Source organism: Streptomyces albiflavescens (assembly GCF_014645835.1).
GTDB lineage: Bacteria > Actinomycetota > Actinomycetes > Streptomycetales > Streptomycetaceae > Streptomyces > Streptomyces albiflavescens.
On sequence record NZ_BMMM01000023.1, the window covers coordinates 84,186 to 103,051 of the forward strand.

18 protein-coding genes are annotated in these 18,866 nt (G+C 70.3%); 12 read left to right on the top strand and 6 right to left on the bottom strand.

Translation table 11 applies throughout. From position 1 onward, the window contains the following. The first annotated feature begins 17 nt into the window (after positions 1-17). The 3 genes from IEY95_RS41960 to IEY95_RS41970 are packed head-to-tail and all read left to right on the top strand — an operon-like array spanning position 18 to position 5,630. Positions 18-3,485 (top strand): DNA polymerase III subunit alpha, encoded by a 3,468-nt coding sequence (locus IEY95_RS41960; protein ID WP_189191515.1) that lies wholly within the window; start codon positions 18-20, stop codon positions 3,483-3,485. Continuing rightward, positions 3,482-4,456 (top strand): DNA polymerase Y family protein, encoded by a 975-nt coding sequence (locus tag IEY95_RS41965; RefSeq protein ID WP_189191516.1) that lies wholly within the window; start codon positions 3,482-3,484, stop codon positions 4,454-4,456. Before IEY95_RS41960 ends, IEY95_RS41965 begins: the two co-directional genes overlap by 4 nt. Positions 4,457-4,490: 34 nt before the next feature. Beyond that, positions 4,491-5,630 carry an NADAR family protein gene (locus IEY95_RS41970; protein ID WP_189191517.1) on the top strand — a complete coding sequence of 380 codons (1,140 nt, stop codon included), beginning with the start codon at positions 4,491-4,493 and terminating at the stop codon, positions 5,628-5,630. Here the strand turns inward: IEY95_RS41970 and IEY95_RS41975 are convergent. Then, on the bottom strand, positions 5,608-5,982 hold the full coding sequence (locus IEY95_RS41975) for a cupin domain-containing protein (RefSeq protein ID WP_189191518.1): 375 nt from the start codon (positions 5,980-5,982) through the stop codon (positions 5,608-5,610). The genes IEY95_RS41970 and IEY95_RS41975 overlap by 23 nt on opposite strands. Before the next feature lie 214 nt (positions 5,983-6,196). Here IEY95_RS41975 and IEY95_RS41980 point away from each other — a divergent pair, with 214 nt between their 5' ends. Together IEY95_RS41980 and IEY95_RS41985 are read left to right on the top strand one after the other, a co-directional pair. Next, the gene (locus tag IEY95_RS41980) at positions 6,197-6,643 is read left to right on the top strand and encodes a MarR family winged helix-turn-helix transcriptional regulator (RefSeq protein ID WP_189191519.1); all 447 of its coding nucleotides are present in this window, start codon (positions 6,197-6,199) and stop codon (positions 6,641-6,643) included. Between the two features lie 171 nt (positions 6,644-6,814). After that, positions 6,815-7,675 carry an esterase/lipase family protein gene (locus IEY95_RS41985; protein WP_189191520.1) on the top strand — a complete coding sequence of 287 codons (861 nt, stop codon included), beginning with the start codon at positions 6,815-6,817 and terminating at the stop codon, positions 7,673-7,675. Between the two features lie 58 nt (positions 7,676-7,733). Here the strand turns inward: IEY95_RS41985 and IEY95_RS41990 are convergent, their stop codons facing one another. Next, on the bottom strand, positions 7,734-8,741 hold the full coding sequence (locus tag IEY95_RS41990; RefSeq protein ID WP_189191521.1) for a lytic polysaccharide monooxygenase auxiliary activity family 9 protein: 1,008 nt from the start codon (positions 8,739-8,741) through the stop codon (positions 7,734-7,736). 603 nt (positions 8,742-9,344) lie between these two features. Here IEY95_RS41990 and IEY95_RS41995 point away from each other — a divergent pair. Then, positions 9,345-9,875 carry an SLATT domain-containing protein gene (locus IEY95_RS41995; protein ID WP_189191522.1) on the top strand — a complete coding sequence of 177 codons (531 nt, stop codon included), beginning with the start codon at positions 9,345-9,347 and terminating at the stop codon, positions 9,873-9,875. Positions 9,876-10,182: 307 nt separating this feature from the next. On the opposite strand, the gene IEY95_RS42000 is transcribed toward IEY95_RS41995, so the two are convergent. Then, entirely contained in the window at positions 10,183-12,156 is a 1,974-nt protein-coding gene (locus IEY95_RS42000; RefSeq protein ID WP_189191523.1) for an N-acetylmuramoyl-L-alanine amidase, read from the bottom strand. Positions 12,157-13,326: 1,170 nt separating this feature from the next. Between IEY95_RS42000 and IEY95_RS42005 the strand changes: the two genes are divergently transcribed. The 4 genes from IEY95_RS42005 to IEY95_RS42020 all read left to right on the top strand — a co-directional run bounded on the left by IEY95_RS42005 (position 13,327) and on the right by IEY95_RS42020 (position 15,819). Continuing rightward, entirely contained in the window at positions 13,327-13,944 is a 618-nt protein-coding gene (locus tag IEY95_RS42005) for a DUF6230 family protein (RefSeq protein WP_189191524.1), read from the top strand. A 75-nt stretch (positions 13,945-14,019) separates the two neighbouring features. Further along, a complete protein-coding gene (locus IEY95_RS42010; protein WP_189191525.1) occupies positions 14,020-14,502 on the top strand; it encodes a DUF6114 domain-containing protein in 483 nt (160 codons plus the stop codon). A gap of 61 nt (positions 14,503-14,563) precedes the next feature. Further along, entirely contained in the window at positions 14,564-15,211 is a 648-nt protein-coding gene (locus tag IEY95_RS42015; protein WP_189191526.1) for a hypothetical protein, read from the top strand. Positions 15,212-15,369: 158 nt separating this feature from the next. Beyond that, complete coding sequence (locus IEY95_RS42020) at positions 15,370-15,819, top strand: GNAT family N-acetyltransferase (protein WP_189191527.1); 450 nt, start codon at positions 15,370-15,372, stop codon at positions 15,817-15,819. A 49-nt stretch (positions 15,820-15,868) separates the two neighbouring features. Here IEY95_RS42020 and IEY95_RS50290 read toward each other — a convergent pair whose 3' ends face one another. Beyond that, on the bottom strand, positions 15,869-16,003 hold the full coding sequence (locus tag IEY95_RS50290; RefSeq protein ID WP_268240548.1) for a hypothetical protein: 135 nt from the start codon (positions 16,001-16,003) through the stop codon (positions 15,869-15,871). A gap of 136 nt (positions 16,004-16,139) precedes the next feature. Between IEY95_RS50290 and IEY95_RS42025 the strand changes: the two genes are divergently transcribed. Beyond that, positions 16,140-16,757 carry a class I SAM-dependent methyltransferase gene (locus IEY95_RS42025; RefSeq protein WP_189191528.1) on the top strand — a complete coding sequence of 206 codons (618 nt, stop codon included), beginning with the start codon at positions 16,140-16,142 and terminating at the stop codon, positions 16,755-16,757. A gap of 79 nt (positions 16,758-16,836) precedes the next feature. Here IEY95_RS42025 and IEY95_RS42030 read toward each other — a convergent pair whose 3' ends face one another. Both IEY95_RS42030 and IEY95_RS42035 read right to left on the bottom strand, forming a co-directional pair. After that, the gene (locus tag IEY95_RS42030) at positions 16,837-17,337 is read right to left on the bottom strand and encodes a ribonuclease FAU-1 family protein (RefSeq protein WP_189191529.1); all 501 of its coding nucleotides are present in this window, start codon (positions 17,335-17,337) and stop codon (positions 16,837-16,839) included. Beyond that, a complete protein-coding gene (locus tag IEY95_RS42035) occupies positions 17,318-18,247 on the bottom strand; it encodes a GNAT family N-acetyltransferase (RefSeq protein WP_189191530.1) in 930 nt (309 codons plus the stop codon). The genes IEY95_RS42030 and IEY95_RS42035 overlap by 20 nt, the downstream gene beginning before the upstream one ends. 71 nt (positions 18,248-18,318) lie before the next feature. On the opposite strand from IEY95_RS42035, the gene IEY95_RS42040 reads away from it, so the two are divergent. Next, positions 18,319-18,687, top strand: a complete 369-nt coding sequence (locus IEY95_RS42040; RefSeq protein ID WP_189191531.1) for a GntR family transcriptional regulator — start codon at positions 18,319-18,321, stop codon at positions 18,685-18,687. Positions 18,688-18,866: the final 179 nt, after the last annotated feature.

Here is an 18,866-nt window from a genome sequence, read left to right on the forward strand (position 1 = left end):
GGGTGCGGGAGGTGCGTGTGTCAGGGTTCACGCATCTGCACACCGCCTCCGGGTTCTCCCTGCGATACGGGGCCTCGCACCCGGAGCGGCTGGCCGAGCGCGCCTCCGAGCGGGGCATGGACGCCCTCGCCCTCACCGATCGGGACTCCCTCGCGGGCACGGTCCGGTTCGCCAAGGCCTGCGCGAAGGCGGGCATCCGTCCGCTGTTCGGCGCGGAGGTGGCGGTCGGGGAGCCCGTACGGGGGGAGGGGCGCCGCACTCCGGTGCGCGGCGGCGCCTTCATCGACGAGTCGACACCTCGTGTGACCTTCCTGGCCCGGGATGGCGCGGCCGGCTGGGCCGACCTCTGCAGAATCGTTACGGCGGTCCATGCGGGAGACACGGACCAGCCGCTGCTGCCCTGGTCGGACAACCACGCCGAAGGCCTGACCGTCCTGCTCGGCCCCGCCTCCGACGTCGGCCGGGCGCTCGCCGCCGGGCGCCCCGACCGGGCCGCGAAGCTGCTCGCGCCCTGGCGGGAGATCTACGGCGACGCCCTGCGCCTGGAAGCGGTGTGGCACGGCCGTACGGGTACGGGATTCGGCTCCTTGCGCCTTGCCGCCCGCACCGTCGGCTTCGCCGCCGAGCAGCGGGTGCGGCCGGTGCTCACCAACGCCGTGCGGTACGCCGACCCCGGCACGGGCCCGGTCGCCGACGTCCTGGACGCCGCCCGCCGTCTCGTCCCCGTCGACCCCCGGCGCGAGCTGGACTCCGGCGAGGCCTGGCTCAAGGGCGAGGCCGCCATGCTCAGTGCCGCCGAGCGGATCGTCGAGTCCGCGGGCTACCGCCGCGACACCGCGTACCGCCTGCTCGAACAGACGCAGGCCACCGCCGCCGAGTGCCTCGTCGACCCCGAGGACGACCTCGGTATCGGCACCGTCCACTTCCCCGAACCGCACCTGGTCGGCGCCGGCCGCCGCACCGCCCAGCGCGCCCTGGCCTCCCGGGCGGCGGCGGGCATGGTGCTGCGGGGCTATGCCGACCGGCGTGCCTACTGGGAGCGGATGCATCGCGAGCTGGACATCATCGCCCACCACAACTTCGCCTCCTACTTCCTGACGGTCGCTCAAGTGGTGGACGACGTACGGAAAATGGGCATCCGGGTCGCCGCGCGCGGCTCCGGTGCGGGCTCCCTCGTCAACCACCTCCTCGGCATCGCGCACGCCGACCCCGTCGAGCACGGGCTGCTGATGGAACGCTTCCTGTCCAAGCGCCGCGCGGTGCTGCCCGACATCGACATCGACGTGGAGTCCGCGCGCCGCCTGGAGGTCTACCGCGCGATCATCGGCCGGTTCGGCACCGAGCGGGTCGCGACCGTCTCGATGCCCGAGACCTACCGGGTCCGGCACGCCATCCGCGACGTGGGCGCCGCCCTCTCCATGGACCCGGCCGACATCGACCGGATCGCCAAGTCCTTCCCGCACATCCGGGCCCGCGATGCCCGCGCGGCGATGGACGAGCTGCCCGAGCTGAGAGAGCTGGCGGGGGAGAAGGAGCGGTACGGGAAGCTGTGGGAGCTGGTCGAGGCCCTCGACGCGCTCCCGCGCGGCATCGCCATGCACCCGTGCGGGGTGCTGCTCTCCGACGCCTCCCTGCTCGCCCGTACGCCGGTCATGCCGACCAGCGGCGAGGGCTTCCCCATGTCGCAGTTCGACAAGGAGGACGTCGAGGACCTCGGGCTGCTCAAGCTCGACGTACTGGGCGTGCGGATGCAGTCCGCGATGGCGCACGCGGTGGCCGAGGTGGAGCGGGCCACGGGGGAACGGCCGGACATCGACGCGGTACCGCCGGGCGACCCGGCGACGTATCGGCTCATCCAGTCCACCGAGACGCTGGGCTGCTTCCAGATCGAGTCGCCGGGGCAGCGGGACCTGGTCGGACGGCTTCAGCCCGCGACCTTCCACGACCTCGTCGTCGACATCTCGCTCTTCCGCCCGGGGCCGGTCGCCGCCGACATGGTGCGGCCGTTCATCGAGGCACGGCACGGGCGGGCGCCGATCCGCTATCCGCACCCGGACCTGGAGGGGCCGCTGAGGGAGACGTACGGAGTCGTCGTCTTCCACGAGCAGATCATCGACATCGTCGACATCATGACCGGCTGCGGGCGTGACGAGGCGGACCGGGTCCGCCGCGGGCTCTCCGACCCCGAGTCGCAGGGGCGGATCCGCTTCTGGTTCGCCCAGCACGCGGCGGCGAAGGGGTACGACGCCGAGACCATCGCGCGCACCTGGGAGATCGTCGAGGCCTTCGGGTCGTACGGCTTCTGCAAGGCGCACGCGGTGGCCTTCGCCGTGCCGACGTACCAGTCGGCGTGGCTGAAGGCCCATCACCCGGCGGCTTTCTACGCGGGGTTGCTCACGCATGACCCCGGGATGTACCCGAAGCGGCTGCTGCTCGCGGACGCGCGGCGGCGGGGGGTGCCGATCCTGCCGTTGGACGTGAATCGGTCGGCGGTCGCACACCGTATCGAACTGGTGTCTGAATCCGGGGTGTGGGGAGTGCGCTTGGCGCTCTCCGACGTGCACGGCATCAGTGAGGCCGAGGCCGCGCGGATCGCGGACGGGCAGCCGTACGCCTCGCTGCTCGACTTCTGGGAGCGGGCCCGGCCGAGCCGGCCGCTCGCACAGCGGCTCGCGCAGGTCGGTGCGCTGGATTCCTTCGGTGCCAACCGACGTGATCTGCAACTGCACTTGACCGAGCTGCACCGGGGTTCCCGGGGTGCGGGCGGGGGGCAACTCCCCCTGGCCGGAGGGCGGAAGACCGCCTCCGCCGGGCTGCCCGACCTCTCCTCGGCGGAGCGGCTCAGCGCCGAGCTGGGCGTGCTCTCCATGGACGCCTCGCGCAATCTGATGGACGACCACCGGGAGTTCCTGGGGGAGCTGGGCGTGGTCACGGCGCGCAGGCTGCGGGAGGCGCGGCACGGTGAGACGGTCCTGGTCGCGGGCGCCAAGGCGGCCACCCAGACCCCGCCGATCCGCTCCGGCAAGCGCGTCATCTTCACCACCCTGGACGACGGCACCGGCCTGGTCGACCTCGCCTTCTTCGACGACTCGCACGACGCCTGTGCCCACACCGTCTTCCACTCCTGGCTGCTGCTGGTGCGCGGGGTGGTGCAGCGCCGGGGCCCGCGCAGCCTCAGCGTGGTGGGCGCGGCGGCCTGGAACCTCGCCGAGCTGGTCGAGCTGCGTGCCGAGGGCGGCCTTGACGTGGTGGCGGCGCGGCTGGCGGAGCCCGTGCCCGAGAAGCCCGAGAAGCCCGAGAAAGCGGCGAAGGCCGAGAAGGCGGCGAAGGCCGAGAAGCCCGATGGCGGCGATCCGGCTGCGGGCCGGACGATCCGCATGCCCACGGGGTACGAGATGCACCCCTGGGCCGATCTGCGCCCCGCGGGCGAAGGGCCCGCGGGAGGAAAGAAGTTGTGGCACCAGAGTCCGGGGAGTGCGGGATGACCATCCTCTGCGTACGTTTCCAGCTGCCTCCGATGTACGAGGCGGCCTTGCCTCAACTCCTCGGACTCCTTGAGGAGTTCACGCCCGTCATCGAGGCGCTGCCGCCCGACGGCGCGCTGCTGGATCTGCGCGGCGCCGAACGGTACTTCGGGCGCGGTGCCGTGGAGTTCGCCTCGCTGATCCGGGTGCGGGCGCTCGCGCTGTACGGGATCGACTGCGTGATCGGTGCCGGGCCGGGGCCGATGCTCGCGCGGATGGCCCTGCGGGACGCCGCGCCCGGGGTGACCCGCGTGGTGCCCGAAGAGCCGGACGCCGTCGCGGAGTTCCTCGCCGAGCGGCCCGTCGCCGCGCTGCCCGGAGTCGGCGGCGCCACCGCCCGCACCCTGTGCGAGTACGGCCTCGACACCATCGGCAAGGTCGCCGCCGCACCTCTGTCCACACTGCAGCGCCTCACCGGCGCCCGGGCCGGCCGCGAGCTGCACGAGAAGGCGTCCGGCATCGACCGGGGCAGAGTGGTCCCGAACGCCACCTCACGCTCCCTCGCCACCGAACGCCCCTTCTCCCGCGATGAGTTGGACCCGTCCCGGCACCGCCGCGCCCTGCTCTCTGCCGCCGAGGAGCTGGGTACCCGGCTGCGCGCCCTGGAGAAGGTCTGCCGCACGCTGACCCTCACCGTCCGCTACGCCGACCGCTCCTCCACCACCCGCAGCCGTACGCTCAAGGAGCCCACCGCCCATTCGTCGACGCTCACCGACACCGCGTACCGCATGTACGAGGCACTTGGCCTCCAGCGCGCCCGAGTCCGCGCGATCGCCCTGCGCGCCGAGGGCCTGACCCCCGCCGAACAGGCCTCTTACCAGCTCACCTTCGACCCGGTGGACGAGAAGGCCCGCCGGATCGAGGAGGTCGCGGACAGAGCCCGGGCGAAGTTCGGCCCGCATGTGATCGGGCCGGGCACCCTGGCCGCGTGAACGTCCGTACGGGCATGGGGGATAGCGTGCTGCCATGAGCTGGCGGAGACCGACGTATCGGATCGTGGACGGAGAGAGAATCGACGGGACCTGGTGTCACGTCTGGGAGCGGTGGGGCGACGAGTACGTCGTCGTGGATCTGGTCGTCTTCGCGGACGGAGCGGTCCGCTGCGACGAACCGACCGACCTGGCCGGTCTGGAGAAGCTGCTGGCCTCGGGCCGAATCTCGGTGACCAGGCCCGACGCCCCGGCCCGTCCCGCCGAACCGTCCAAGTGGGCCTCCCGCAGCAGCGAACCGCTGACCCCCGACGGATTCCTCCTCGAAGTCGCCGACTTGATCGAGGAGTTGAGTGGTCGGCCGACCGCTGCCCAGCGGTGTCATGACGCGATCCAGCGCTACCAGCGAGAACCGACCGAACCCCACCGGGCCGCCCTGCGGGACGCCTATCTGGCGGTGCCGCCGCACCTCCGCATCTACGTCCTGGGCGACATGGACCTCCAGGACCGCCCGCTGCGCATCCTGGTGACGGACATGGGCGAGGCGGTCGACGGGGACGGCCCGGTGGTCACGGCGGAACTGCGCCAAGGGGCCCTCGACTACTTCCGCCGCACGGACGAGCGTGTCCGGCGCCAGAAGGAACAGCGGGTCGTCCGGTACGCCGACGACCCGACAGGGGCCGGGCGGCCGGCGCTCATCTCGAACGAGGTCCACTTTCCACGGAACCGGCCTGCGGAGCCGGGCCTTTTCGTACTGCGCAACGACCACCCCGTGGAGATCGCCTTCGCCGGTGAGACGTACCCGTCCGTACTGCACGGGTACTGGTCCCTGTCGGCGGCCGACGCCGCCGACCGGAGGCGTATCCGGGAGGCTGCGTCGGGCGACGAGGCCCATGACCTCGGCGGCCGGGCCGCACGGCGGGCCGACTGGCCCGAGGTGCGGCTCGCCGTGATGGCCGGGCTGCTGCGCGCGAAGTTCACCCAGCACCCCGAACTCGCGGCGGTCCTGCTCGGCACGGGGGACGCGCGGATCAGCTACACGAGTCACTCGGAATCGCCGCACTGGCGAGACGACCGCGACAGCCGTGGACGGAACTGGATGGGACGGCTGCTCGAACTGACCCGCTCCGAGCTCGCTCTCCAGGACGGTCCGGTCAGTTCGCCCACGGCGGAGTGAGGACCGAACCGTCGGCCAGCTCCGCCTGAAGGCCGATGGAGGTGGTGACCCAGGAGATCGCGGTCTCCTGGGTCGGGTTCTCGACGCCGAGGGTGGCGCCCGGGTTGATGATCACTGTGTCGCCCGCGGTGATGCGCTCGGCGCGGCCGTCGAGCGTGATCAGCAGTTCGCCGGAGAGCAGATGGAAGATCTCCTCGCGGTTGACGGTGTGCACGGGGGCCTGGTGCCCCGCGGGTATCTCACCGCGCCAGGCGCACAGCTCCTTGCTGCCGCTGAGCGGAGTGGCGTACGAGACGAAACGGGCGCCGTGGATCTCGTGGACGACGGCTTCGGACGAGCGGATGACGGGCAAGGGTGCCTCCGACGTAGACGGTCGACGTGGACAACCAAGGCGGATAGCCGAGGTGGATGACCAAGGCGGATAGCCGAGGTGGATAGCCAAGGCGGATAGCCGAGGTGGATGACCGAGGTGGATGACCAAGACAGATGGTCAAGTTGCTTGACTAAGTCTGCGGCCTCTATGGTCAAGCAGCTTGACCAATTCGTCAAGGTGTTTCAATGCATGCGTGCAGAACTCCGAGGCCATAGCGCTGTCCGCCGCGCTGCTCGCCGTCGCCGGTGAGCTGACCCAACGCATTCACGAGGGCGTGGTCGCCCGGGGGTTCGAGGGGGTGCGGCCCGCGCACGGCTTCGCGTTCACGCGGCTCGCCCCGGACGGTGCGACGGTCACCGACCTCGCCGCCCATCTCGGGGTCACCAAGCAGGCGGCGAGTCAGCTCGTCGATGAGCTGGTGCGCAAGGGGTATGTCGAGCGGCGGCCGCATCCCGGGGACGCGCGTGCCCGGCTGATCGTGCTCACCGAACTCGGGTGGGCCTGCACGCGCGCCGCGGAGGAAGCCGCGGCGGAGGCCGTTCGGCCGTGGGTCGAGCTGCTCGGTGAGGGTGAAGTGCGCGTGTTGCGAGCGCAGTTGCTGCGCATTGCACCCTATGGTCCGATCAGGCCCGCCTGGTGACGGTTCAGCGGTAAGTGTCAAGACTCTTGACTATCACTGGAAGTTTTTACTGACGCGTAACTTCACACTTGAGCTACTCATCCGTAACTTGAGGAGTGAACAGCATCCTCGTGATCCGGATCACAGGGCGTATGTCGTCGCAACTCCCTTGAGCCGCAAGGAGATCACCCGATGCTGCCCTGGAAACGAGTGCTCAGACCCCTGGCCGCGCTGCTCCTGACCGCCGCAGTCGCCGTCGTCCCCGCCGCCACCGCCCGCGCCGATTCCGCCCCCAGCAGTGGCTGGAACAACTACTCCTGCAAGCCCTCCGCCACCCACCCCCGCCCCGTCGTCCTCGTCCACGGCACCTTCGGGAACTCCGTCGACAACTGGCTGGCCCTCGCGCCCTACCTGGTCGACCGCGGATACTGCGTCTACTCCCTCGACTACGGGCAACTGCCCGGCGTCCCGCTCTTCAACGGGCTCGGCCCCATCGACAAGTCGGCCGAACAGCTCCAGACATTCGTCGACAAGGTGCTCGCCTCGACCGGCGCCGCCAAGGCCGACCTCGTCGGTCACTCACAGGGCGGCATGATGCCCCGCTACTACCTCAAGTTCCTCGGCGGAGCCCCCAAGGTGAACACGCTCGTCGGCATCGCGCCCGACAACCACGGCGCCACCCTCAGCGGTCTTGCCAACCTGCTGCCGTACTTCCCGGGCGCCGAGGATCTGCTCTCGGCGGCCACTCCGGGACTCGCGGACCAGATCGCCGGATCCGAGTTCCTGACCAAGCTCAACGCCGGCGGCGACACCGTCGCGGGCGTCCACTACACGGTCATCGCCACCAAGTACGACGAGGTGGCCACGCCGTACAGCTCCCAGTTCCTCACCGGCTCCGACGTACACAACGTCCTGCTGCAGAACCTGTGCTCGGTCGACCTCTCCGAGCACGTGGCGATCGGTCTCCTCGACCGGATCGCGTTCCACGAGGTGGCCAACGCCCTCGATCCGGCGCATGCCACCGCGACCACCTGCGCGTCCGTGTTCAGCTGAGCACGCCGCCGGGGTCTGTCCGGCCTGAGCCGCCGGACAGACCCCGGAGTTTTGCCCGCTAGCGGCCGTGGCGGCCGCCCGACATCGCCCGCCGCCGGACCGAGGCGAACAGCGCCGCGGCACCGAGCGCCAGGGCGGTCGCCCCGCCGATCGCGATGTACGACGTCGAGGAGTCGCCGCCCGTCTCGGCGAGGTTCTGCGAGGAACCGTCCGTCTTCGGCCGGTTCACCGTGTCCGTGCCGGCCGCGGCGGCGCTCTCGGTGCTCGCGGCCGTCGTCGGCTCCGCCGATGTACTGGAGTCGTCGTCACCGTGCCCGTGGTGTTCGACGGTCGACTTGTCGGCACCGTCCTCGATCTGCTCCTCGGAGGGTGCGGAGGCGGTCGGGGCGGGGGAGGGACTGCTCCCCGTACCGCCGCTGCCTGCGTTGCCGCTTCCGCCGAAGGCCACATCCGAGCAGGAGTAGAACGCCTCCGGGCTGTCCGAGCGCTGCCAGATCGCGTACAGGAGCTGCTTGCCCGAGCGCTCCGGGAGCGTTCCGGAGAAGGTGTAGAAGCCGCCCGAGGCGACCGGGTCGGTGGCCGTGGCGACCGGGTGCTCGAGGTCCAGGTCGTCCCAGCCGAGCGGCTGGGACGGGTCGTAGCCCGCCTTGGTGATGTACACCTTGAAGGTGCCCTTGTGCGGGGCGGTCACCCGGTATTTGAAGGTGTACGAGCCGCTGCTCACGCCGGTCGTGGGCCAGTCGGCGCGCGCCAGGTCGAGCCCCTTGAACTCGTCGTTGTTGGCGCTGCACAGCTTGCCGTCCGGTATCAGCGCCTGGTGCTGCCCGTTCGCGTCGCCGATCCGGATCCCGTTCCAGTCGTAGAGCGCCTGTGTGCCACCCGCCGCGACGGCCGCCTTGCAGGCGTCCGACTTGGGGCTCTCGGGACCCTCCGCATAACACTGGGACACCCGGCTGACCGGGTCACCCATCGTGCCGTGCGCGGACGCGGGCGCGGCGGCCAGCGCGGTCAGGGCGAGGGGGACGATGCCGACGGCGACGGCGGCGGCCTTGCGGCGAGCAGACATGGGGGAACTCCTCGAAACGGTCCTTCGGGCATCCGGCGAACCCATGGGGGGCGATCAGCAAGTTAGCCCCAAGAAACCGTGAAATCGCCTGCTGGAGGCGGGTGATGGAGATCCTTATGGCGCTGTTAAGGCGGGGCTAACGGGGGGCTCAGGAAGGGCGGTTGCAGAGTCCCGTCTCACCTGCGGGCGAGCTGCGGAACCGTCCGTGGTTGTCCGCAAGCGTCCGCGGTGAGTTGCCTTGGTTGGCTCCCGGAATGGCTCCCGGATTGGCTCCCGGTCGGCCACGCGGGGTCTCTCCGCAGCCCACCCGTCATGCCTAGGCCTGAGAGAGGCCGAGTCGGCAGATTTACAGCGGGCTCCGTTCACCCGCTGCGGCCTGCGGTTTGCTCTGCAGCCCCCGCTGTCGGGGGACGTCTGGGGGAAACAGCCTGACAGCAACACTCGGGGTCAAGCGTTTGAGAGCGGAAGACGGGGCCCTTGCCCGCACAGTTGCCTCCGCAGGGAGCAACCCGGCCCTGCTGAGGGCTTGGCCCGGCTCCAGGCGGACGGCGGCGCGTTCTGGGCCCGCATGCGTCGGCCGTGGCGCGGATCTACGTTGTTCCCATGCGCGCGCTGGGTAGAAGGCCGAAACCAGGGGCGGCGGCCCGTCAGACGCTTGCGGACTGGCACAGGAATGTCCGCATCTTCCATGTCGCCCATGAGCGGTCCGCTTCGTCGTTCCACAAGCGCAGCCGCCAGTACGGGGTCGCCTCCTTGACGCTTTCGGCGGTAGTCGGGACGGCAATCTTCGCCACGCTTAACGAGTCGCCGGCCCTGACGCTGCAGATTCTCGCCGGGCTGCTCAGCGTGCTGGCCGCGGTGCTGGCTGCTTTGCAGTCCTTTCTCGGCTATCCCCAGCTAACCGAACAGCACCGGCAGGCCGTCCTCGAGTACGGCCGTATCCGGCGCCGGATGGAAGTCGCCCTCGCCGGAGATCCGGAACTGATCACGAGCGAACTGCTGAGCGCGTTCGCCACGGAGCTGGATACCCTGCGCCTGACAGCTCCTTCCCTGTCCCAGCGAGTTCACGACCGGGCGGTGCAGGATGTGGACGGGGCGGAAGGCCGGCCCAGGACACTGGCCGCAGGGGCATAACTGGTGGTGCCACTTCTGCGGCCACCCGGGCCCGCCATCGGGAGCGGGCAGGCGGGCTCAAGACGGATCACCCGCAGCGTCAGTGACACCCAGATGAGGGCGACGAAAGCGGCGCCTGCCCCCGTCAGCAGGACAATCCCAGCGATGGCGCCGTCGACCAGCAGCCCGACCACCGCCACCGAGGCAGCCAGCGACCAGCGGAAACAGGCGCGGTAGGAACGCCGACCGTCACCCTTTGCGCTGCCCGTTCCGGCGGGGGCCGCCTTCGGCGTCGCGTGCTCGCCCCAGGGCTGAGGGAGCAGTGGCTCTACTGGCCGGCGTGCACCACGTCCACGTCCGTTGCCCGGACGAAGGCGAGGCGGTGGCCGAACTGGATTTGGTAGTAGAGGTTGCCTCCCTTGACGAAGCGGTCGGGGGACGTGCTGTCGAAGTTGGACGGGTCGAAGTACGCGCCGGTCGTGCTGCCCTGGGTGGCGTATCGCTGGCCCGCGAGGAGCTCGTAGGGAAGCGGTGAGTCGGGCTGAAAGGGGACGTCCGCGGGGTACGCCGACTCCTCCGGGTTGGCGCGCCCGTAGACCGGTACGTCGCTCAGGCCGGGCTTCGGGGTCACCATCAGGCCGGCGGCGCCGACGGCCGTCGGCCGTGATGACGGATTTCTGAACCATGCTTTCTGGCCCAGGTACCAGATGGCCGTCCAGTCCCCGCGCCGCTCGGCCACCGCGTACTGCTGGCCGGTGGAGATACGCGACCCGATGTCGTAGACGCCAGTCGTCGAGTCCTCACCATCCGGGTGTCTTCCGGAGTCCTGGACGAGCGGGGCATCCTCGCTCGGCTCGGTGTACAGGCGGACCGCGGCGGAGCCGTGCGGCGCGCACGGCTTGCCGTCGGCAGTGCAGCCCGTGTACGGCGTCCGGTTCGTGCCGAAGTCCGGCAGGACGGTTACCAGGTCGCTGTTCGCTCCTGCCGTGGCGCGCAGCGGCGCACCGAGGAGCGCGAAGTAGTGACGCCAGTCCCAGTACGGTCCCGGGTCCTGGTGCATGTCCGGGATAGTGGAGGCCACCGGGCCGGGCACGTTGTCATGGCCCAGGATGTGCTGGCGGTCCAGTGGAATGTCGTATTTCTTGGCCAGGTACCGCACCAGTCGGGCCGACGAGCGGTACATCTGCTCCGTGTACCAGGTGTCCGGCTGCGCAAGGAATCCCTCGTGCTCGATGCCGATCGACTTGGCGTTGACGAACTGGTTCCCGGAGTGCCAGCCCACATCCTTGGTCTTGACGTGCTGGATCGTGTGACCGTCCCGGGAGCGGATCGTGTAGTGCCAGGACGCCTCAGCCGGGTCCTGCACCGTCTTGATCATGGATTCGCCGAGGGCTTCGGTGTCGTGGATGATGATGTACTGGATCTTTTGGTCCAGTGGGCGGTTGGCGACGTCGTGATTGCCGAACCGGCCCTCGGCGAACTCCTCGTGCGGGGCGGGGATCCAGTCGCATGCGAGGGTCTCCGGGCACTCAACACCGTTCTTGGCGTTGTTCCGGGCATTCGCCTCAAGACGCAGCGCCTTCACTTGCTCGGCGTCGGGCCGCACGCCGGGGCTCGCCCCGAGGCTGACCTGCTGCCCGGTGTCCGTGGTGCGGCGGGCGCCTTCGCGGATCACCTCGAAGACATTGTTCGCGAACGTCGCCGCCGTCAGGCTGTCGTCCGAGCCCGAGAAGCGCGCCACCGCGCCCCACCAGCCGGCCGGATCGGCGTCCTGCGGCCTGCCGAGCTGCCGCTGCGTCTTCGCCAGCAGCGCGGCCCCACCGCGTACGTTCTCGGCGGCGTCCGTGCGGAGCCTACTCGCCGGGACACCCAGGAGCCGGGCCGCCCGCTCCAGGGTCGTCAGCTGGTCGGGGAGTCCGCCCTTCGTCGTCGGCGCGCCTGCCGCCGCCGTGGGCCTTCGTGCCGCATCGTGGGCGGTGCCGTCGTGGGGCGCCCCGGCCAGGGCTGCGCGCGTGTCGGTGAGGTGCATCGGCCCGTAGCCGCCGCTGACGCTCGGGGCACCGACGTGCGCGTCCCACCGGGACTGCATGTACGACACGCCGAGGAGCACGCTCTGCGGCACCCGGTACTCGGCGGCGGCGTCGGCGAAGGCGCGCTGCAGCCGTGTCACGAATGCCGTCTGGGAACTGCCCAGGGGCCCCGTACTCAACAGTGGTAACAGCAGCGCGGCGGACGCGGTCACGCGTGCCGTCCGGTGCAGACATCTCGCCGCTGGGGCGCGGGCGGTGACGGGTCCTCGCATGCGTGGCCTCCTGCGATGGTCGGGTGCGTCTGGGCGCACGCGGGCAGCACGGCGTGGGCAACTGCGGCTCCCCGAAGATCCGCCAAAACGTGGCTGGGGAAGGGAGTTGTCCCGTCGACGGCCACTTCCCGTACTTTCTCTCGGCAGGCGCGCGCGAGCCTGCCGAGTGTCACTAGCGCGGACCAATGTCCGGTTCGGCTCCACTCGGTCGGCGGCCTGACGCCCCCTCCCGGACGACGGCCACCAGCAATTCCCCCCGCCCGGCAGGCCGCCGCGGAAGGACTGGCGCAAGGATGGTCTGGCGACACAGGGGCCCGGGCAGCCGGCCCAGCAATGCTGAGGCACGGGTGGGCTGATGCTCAGCATGGGCCGGCGCCCGCATCGCCGGTGATTGGCAGCGATGCGGACCAACCCAAAGGACGACGGTTCCGGAGGCGTCCATAGACTTCCGCGCTCTGTCTGCCGCCCTGTGGTGTGCTCGCCATCATCTTGCGCTGCGCGACAATCTGAAAGAAAAGGTTCTTCCTAAGGCGGGGCTAACGGGGGGCTCAGGAAGGGCAATGGCGAGAGAGCTCAGACACCTGAGCCCTGACCTGTGCGCGGGCTCGTCACCCAGCGTGGGCCGGCTGATCGCGCGCGACCTGGGGAGCCGGTCGGGCAGGGCAGTTGACGCTCCTCGCTCGGGGGGCCCTTCGGCAGGGGTGGCGTGGGTGATGAGTGCCGTGCGTCGGCCGGCCTCGACGACAAAAGATGCGGGTCTGATCCGCCTCGGCGAGAATGCGCCATTTCGGTGGGCCTCGTCATCGGTGATCATGCGTATGACGCGTCGGTCGACTACCTGTCACTGGCCCGTATCGAGGTAGCCGTCTCGCGCTGGGCCGGGAGGATTTCCGGGGTGTGCGGGTCATCGACGACCTGGGACAGCCTCTGGCGTCCGCCGCGGGCTCCCGGGGGTCCGCCCACGCGGCGGTGCTCGGCAGGCCGGACACCGCCCCGGCACAACACCGCGCGTCATCCGAAAGCCCCAACGGACCACACGTCACCTGTATGGCTTACCTGACGTGCCGTCGTTTGACGCACCCGGAAGCCTAGGATCCGTCACCAGACACAGGCGCTCGGCCTGCCCGTGCCTGGCATCAGCGGGCCTACCCCATGAGTGGAGGAGACGGGATGTCGTACCGCTCCGGCAGGACCCGCTGGAAGCGTTTCGCCGCCGTGCTCGCCCCGGGCATCGTGGCCGCCGCGGCTCTCGGTATCGGCATGGCGCAAGGAGCGCTGGCCGCTTCGTTCCTCATCTCCGGCCAGAAGTTCCAGGTCGCCGCGGACACTCTGGACATCCGTGGTCTGAGCATCTACCCCTTGGTGGACGTGGCCAAGAAGGGCACCCTCGTGCCGGTCGTGGTCATTGGAGCCCGCCGTGCGACGCTCGACGGGCTGTGCCAGTCCGTGGTGGTCCCGGTCCCGCTGCTGGGCCCCTACACGCTGAGAACCACCGCCGGTGAACGGAGCCGGGCGACGAACCTGTTCCTCGACACGACGTCCGTGTCGGTCGGGCAGGCGAACTTCGACGACATCGACATCGGCGTGGCGGCGGGAGCGATCAGCAAGGGACCGATCAGCCCTGGGGACAGGGACTCGCGGTTCTTCGATCCCAATGTCTTCGCACAGCAGGCGGTGTCGGCAACCCTGATCGACGTGCGCGCGACCGAGGTCGCGGTTGCGGCCAGTACGTTCAACCTTCCTGACCTCGATGTGCAGGTCAAGCAAGGCCGGCACGAATGCTTCTGACCCATTGCCAGGGTGCACGCGCGTGCGTACCCACTGACCGTATGCTTCCGCCCGCCGCTCATCAGGAAAACGTACGTGTTCTTCGAATTCTTCGGCAGACGTCCCGAACTGCGCGTCATCGCCACCGGCTCCCGACGGAGATTCAGGAGATGGCGGGGTGAACGACCCTTCTGGGCAGGGCTGTTCACCTCCGTGGCGGGCCTGCCCATCATGTACTTCCCGTACGCGCACCTGCATCTCGGGGGGATCCCACTGGCACTGTCGACCACGGCCGGCGCCGGCTCCGTGATCATTGGGACTCTGCTCGTGGTCCTGGGCATGTGTCTCTGGTTCCACCAGCAGGTGCGCGTGTTCGCGGGGGTCGCGGCCCTGCTGCTCGCCCTCATCTCGTTTCCCGTCGCGAACTTCGGGGGCCTGTTCTTCGGTCTGCTCTCCGGCTTGATCGGCGGCTCCCTGGCCTGCGCCTGGACTCCGCCCACGGGCACCGCCGAGGCGCCGCCCGCAGTGAACCGTGCATCCACAGCCGTCCCGGTGAGTGAGGACCAGAGTGGGAAGTGACGACCCGACCGGACATACCGCGGGTGGACAGGAGCCAGGGCCCTGTCACGCGAGCAGCACCGTGCCTCGGACCCGCATGGTCGGCCGCCTGAAGCGGCCCCTCGCCGGTGCGCTGGCAGTGACCGCCCTGCCTGTGATCCTGCACCTCTCCGCACCCGTCGCCTCGAACACGCTGCTCATCTCGGGCACCGTCCGCACCTCCCAGGCATCAGCAGTCCCCGGCACGCCGGTCGACCGCCCGCCGGCCCGCCCGGCGGGCGTCCCCTCGGTACTGCGCGCCGGCAGACTCGTGCTCCACGACAGCACCTTCCGCGGCGTGGTCACCGTGCGGACCGGGGCCGGGGCCGAGCGGATGCTGAAGTTCACCGCACGTTCGCTGGACATCGGCGGCCTCGATCTGACGGCGGGCCGCCGCGGCGCGGCGACGCGCCTGCGGACCAAGCCCGGGAGCACATCCACGGTCAGCGGCGAGGGCGTGGTGACCCTGTACATGCGGAAGCTGTCCGGCACAGTCACCGGCCTGGGCGGCGCCCCACTCCCGGCGGACCGCAGCGTCACCGTCACCCCCGACGCGCTTCCCTCGTGGCTCTCCCACCCCGCTGTTCCCACCCGCACGATCAGCTTCGAGGACGTGACCGTTTCACAGGTCGTCCAGTTCGGCGGGGACATGTCCATCACGGGGCCGGTCCTGCGCCCCGTGGCCGGGTGAGCAGCGCAACTGCGCTGTTGGTGGAACACGGATGCGTGGCCGGACACCAGCCGGACCCGGGACATCGGACGTTGTCCCGCCGCGGGGACGCGGGCGGCGGGGCGGTAGCGACGGCAGTACGTCGCCCGCACGTCGATCAGGTAGGTAGCGTTCGCGGTATGACAGACGAGGAGATCCGGTCGGCCGCCGCCGCCGATGTGTCGGTCGTGAAGGCCGTGATCGACGCCGCGTTCCATCCCTACATCGCGCGCATCGGGCTTGTTCCGGCGCCCATGGAGGCGGATCACGCGGCGAACGTGGCCGCGGGGCACGTGTTCGTGACGGGGGAGCCGGTGACGGGGCTCGTGGTGGTCGAGGAGCGCGAGGATCACCTGTACCTCGACATCATCGCCGTCCACCCCGACGCCCATGGCACGGGCATCGGGCGCCGGCTGCTGCACTTCGTGGACGCACGCGCGCGTGCGCTCGGACTGCCCGAGATCAGGCTCCTGACGAACGCGCTGATGTGGGAGAACCAGAAGATCTACCCGAGGTACGGGTACGAGGTGGTCGAGCGGCGCGTCGACGGTCCCTACGACCGGATCCACTATCGCAAGCGGCTGGTCTGACCGTTCCGGTTCCGGCTCTGGTCCTGGTTCCGGTGGTGGTCGTGGCGGCTCAGCCGTCCGGCCACCACGTTCGCGCGATGTCCTTTCGGACCTCCGGGCGCTCGGCCGGACGCTCGTCGGCCTTGTCCCGCACACGGCGGGAGTCCGACTTCCTCAGGGGCTTCTGCACGGTCACGCGGCGCATGGCTGCCTCCTTGTGCCTACCGGGTTCCGTTGTGTACGGAGGTAGACCCTTTCCGGGAGAGTTCCTCATCGGTCGGGATCTGTCTGTGGCGGCTGTCACGAATCGACTGTCAGTGGCGGGTGTCACCCTGGGGCGCATGGCGAGTAACAGTGACATGAATCCGGGGGTCGGCGTCAACTGGGACGCGGAGTCCGTCACGTTCGACGAGGAGCCCGACCACGGCCTGCGCGACCCCGTTGTGAGGGAGGCCTGGGCGGCCCGGATGCGGGCGTGGCTGCCGGAGCGTCCGGCCGACGTCCTCGACCTGGGCTGCGGCACCGGCAGCCTGTCGCTGCTCGCGTCCGAGCGGGGCCACCGGGTCACCGGGGTCGACCGCTCGCCGCGCATGGTCGACCTCGCGCGCGCGAAGCTGGCCGGCCGTGACGCGGTGTTCCTGGTCGGTGACGCGGTGACACCGCCCATCGGTGAGCAACGGTTCGACCTGCTGCTCTGCCGCCATGTGCTGTGGGCACTGCCGGACCCCGAGCGCGTCCTGCGGCACTGGCGCGAGTTGCTCCGTCCAGGAGGGCGACTCGTCCTCGTCGAGGGCGTCTGGGGGACTGTGAGCCCGGTCGGCATACCGGCCGACCGGCTGACCGCCTTCCTCGACCCTCTGGTGTCCCACCTCCGTGTGGAGCCGCTGTCGGCCGACGCGCGGCTGTGGGGCCGGGAGGTCGAGGACGAGCGGTACGCGGTGGTGGCCACCGTCGAGTGACACGACGGGGGTCCGGGGCCCGTCGGCACCTTCCCCCCGCCCCGCGTACGGCGGGAAGGTGGGCACCCATCAGAAACCCCTAGGTCAGCAGCGCCTCGAAGTCGCCCTCGCGGGCCAGCCGTTCGAGTTCGTCCAGGGCGTTCTCGGCGGCGGTCGCGGCCTCCGGATCGGTCGTCGCCAGGCCGCTCGCCGCGAACTCGTCCTCGTCCAGGCGGAGTACGGTGCTGCCGTCGGCCGAGCGCCACAGGTCCAGGTCGAGATCCTCCACGACCAGCTCGCCACCGGAGACGGTGGCCGGTCGGGTGACGTCGCAGTACCAGCCCTTCAGCACGCCCTCGCTGTCACGGACCTCCTTCACCGAGTACCACCGGTCCCGCCAGTAGTACTCGGTGAAGACATCGCCCCGTTCGAACCGTACGAAGCCGAAGTCGCGTGCGCCCTCGCCCGCCCATGGCGCACGTACGGTGACCCGCGTCCCGTCGTCGGCGAGCAGCTCGGCGGGGTAACTGATCTTGGTACGGCCGTACTTGACGAGGACGACCTCCCACGAGGCCGGGGTGTCAGCCGAGGTCGCGGACATACTTCACCTCCGTCGCGCAGATCTCGTATCCGAACCACTTGTTGATCGCCAGCATCGGCCCGTTTCCGGTGTCGTTGCCCGTGAACGCCTCAGTGAAGCCGGCCGAGCGGGCGCGGTGCAGGGAGTCGTTCTTGGCGAGCTTGGCGAGGGCGCGGCCCCGGAAGGCGCGCGCGGTGCCCGTCATCACCGTGCCATAGCGGGTGCCGCCGTCGGTACGGGCCGCGCTGAACGCGGCGGGTCGGCCGTCGACCACGGCGACCGAGGTCAGTTCATGGCTCAGGAGGGGGTGGCGCCAGGTTTCCGTCAGCCAGGCCTCGTAGTCCGTGAACTCGCGGTCGACATCGCTCGGTTCGTCCAGCAGCGTCTCCGCGTCCAGATGGAACAGCGGGCGCGGATCGTCGGCGAAGTCCGCGGCGGTGCGCAGCTCCACGCCGGGCGGCGGGGACTGGAGGGGCGGCAGGGTGCCGTTCGCCAGGTCGAGACGGAGGAAGTGCGCGGAGCGGGCGGAGCGGTAGCCGTGCTTCTCCGCGAAGGCACGGTTCCCGGGTTCGTCCAGGACCCAGGCGTGCAGCCTGGTCGCGTCCAGGGCGCTCAGCCGCTCCTCGGCGGCCCGCGCCAGCAGCGTGCCCGCGCCGCGTCCCGTCCGCTCCGGGTGCACATAGACATTGACGTACGCCTGGCCGGACTCCGGGCTGTCGTACACGACGCCCACCTGCGCCGTGCCGACGGGCTCGCCGTTCTCCTCGGCCAGCAGTGGCTGGTAGTGGGAGTCGGGGTGGGCGTGCTCCAGGTCGTAGGCGACGGACTCGGCGGTGAAGAGCATGAAGGGGAGGGCCAGGTGACGGATGCGGGCGAAGGCCTCGGCGTCCGTCCGGTCTCCGCGGCGCAGTTCGCGAACGATCACTGTCATGGAGCCGCACGCTACGCGTGGGTCGTGTGCGGATGCCTCTCATTTTCCGTTGGGTACGGGACAATCGCTGCGTGACCCTGAAGATCCACATCGCTGAGGGAGCCGCACCGTACGAGCAGGTGCGCGCCCAGATTTCCGAGCAGGCCCGGTCCGGCGTGCTGCCGGTCGGCTACAAGCTGCCCACGGTGCGCGGCCTTGCCGAGTCGCTCGGCCTCGCGGCCAACACCGTCGCCAAGGCGTACCGGGCCCTGGAGGCGGACGGGGTGATCGAGACGCGGGGGCGCAACGGAACGTTCGTGGCCGCCGCCGGCGACGCCGCGTCACGCGAGGCCGCGACCGCCGCACAGGCCTACGCCGAGCGGGCGCGCCGTCTCGGCCTCACCGAGTCGGCCGCGCTCGACGCCGTACGGGATGCCCTGCGGGCGGTTTACGGGGGATAGGAGGGTGTTGCCGCCTCGGCCGGACCGATGCCGACACCGATGTCGGCACCGCCGGGAACGCCGCCGTGCCGGGAACGCCGCCGTGCCGGGAACGCCGTCGAGGCGGAAAGAGGCGGAGAGACGGAGAGACGGAAAGGGGCGGAAAGAGGCGGAAGAAGACTCGCGCCGAGTGAAGGGCT

Bases quoted from the DNA above. Each gene is read 5' to 3' on its own strand.
- IEY95_RS42035 (WP_189191530.1), bottom strand. From the start codon at position 18,247: ATGACAGTGATCGTTCGCGAACTGCGCCGCGGAGACCGGACGGACGCC.
- IEY95_RS41970 (WP_189191517.1), top strand. From the start codon at position 4,491: ATGAGCTGGCGGAGACCGACGTATCGGATCGTGGACGGAGAGAGAATC.
- IEY95_RS42025 (WP_189191528.1), top strand. From the start codon at position 16,140: ATGGCGAGTAACAGTGACATGAATCCGGGGGTCGGCGTCAACTGGGAC.
- IEY95_RS41985 (WP_189191520.1), top strand. From the start codon at position 6,815: ATGCTGCCCTGGAAACGAGTGCTCAGACCCCTGGCCGCGCTGCTCCTG.
- IEY95_RS42005 (WP_189191524.1), top strand. From the start codon at position 13,327: ATGTCGTACCGCTCCGGCAGGACCCGCTGGAAGCGTTTCGCCGCCGTG.
- IEY95_RS42030 (WP_189191529.1), bottom strand. From the start codon at position 17,337: ATGTCCGCGACCTCGGCTGACACCCCGGCCTCGTGGGAGGTCGTCCTC.
- IEY95_RS42000 (WP_189191523.1), bottom strand. From the start codon at position 12,156: ATGCGAGGACCCGTCACCGCCCGCGCCCCAGCGGCGAGATGTCTGCAC.
- IEY95_RS42020 (WP_189191527.1), top strand. From the start codon at position 15,370: ATGACAGACGAGGAGATCCGGTCGGCCGCCGCCGCCGATGTGTCGGTC.
- IEY95_RS41965 (WP_189191516.1), top strand. From the start codon at position 3,482: ATGACCATCCTCTGCGTACGTTTCCAGCTGCCTCCGATGTACGAGGCG.
- IEY95_RS41990 (WP_189191521.1), bottom strand. From the start codon at position 8,741: ATGTCTGCTCGCCGCAAGGCCGCCGCCGTCGCCGTCGGCATCGTCCCC.
- IEY95_RS41995 (WP_189191522.1), top strand. From the start codon at position 9,345: ATGCGCGCGCTGGGTAGAAGGCCGAAACCAGGGGCGGCGGCCCGTCAG.
- IEY95_RS50290 (WP_268240548.1), bottom strand. From the start codon at position 16,003: ATGCGCCGCGTGACCGTGCAGAAGCCCCTGAGGAAGTCGGACTCCCGC.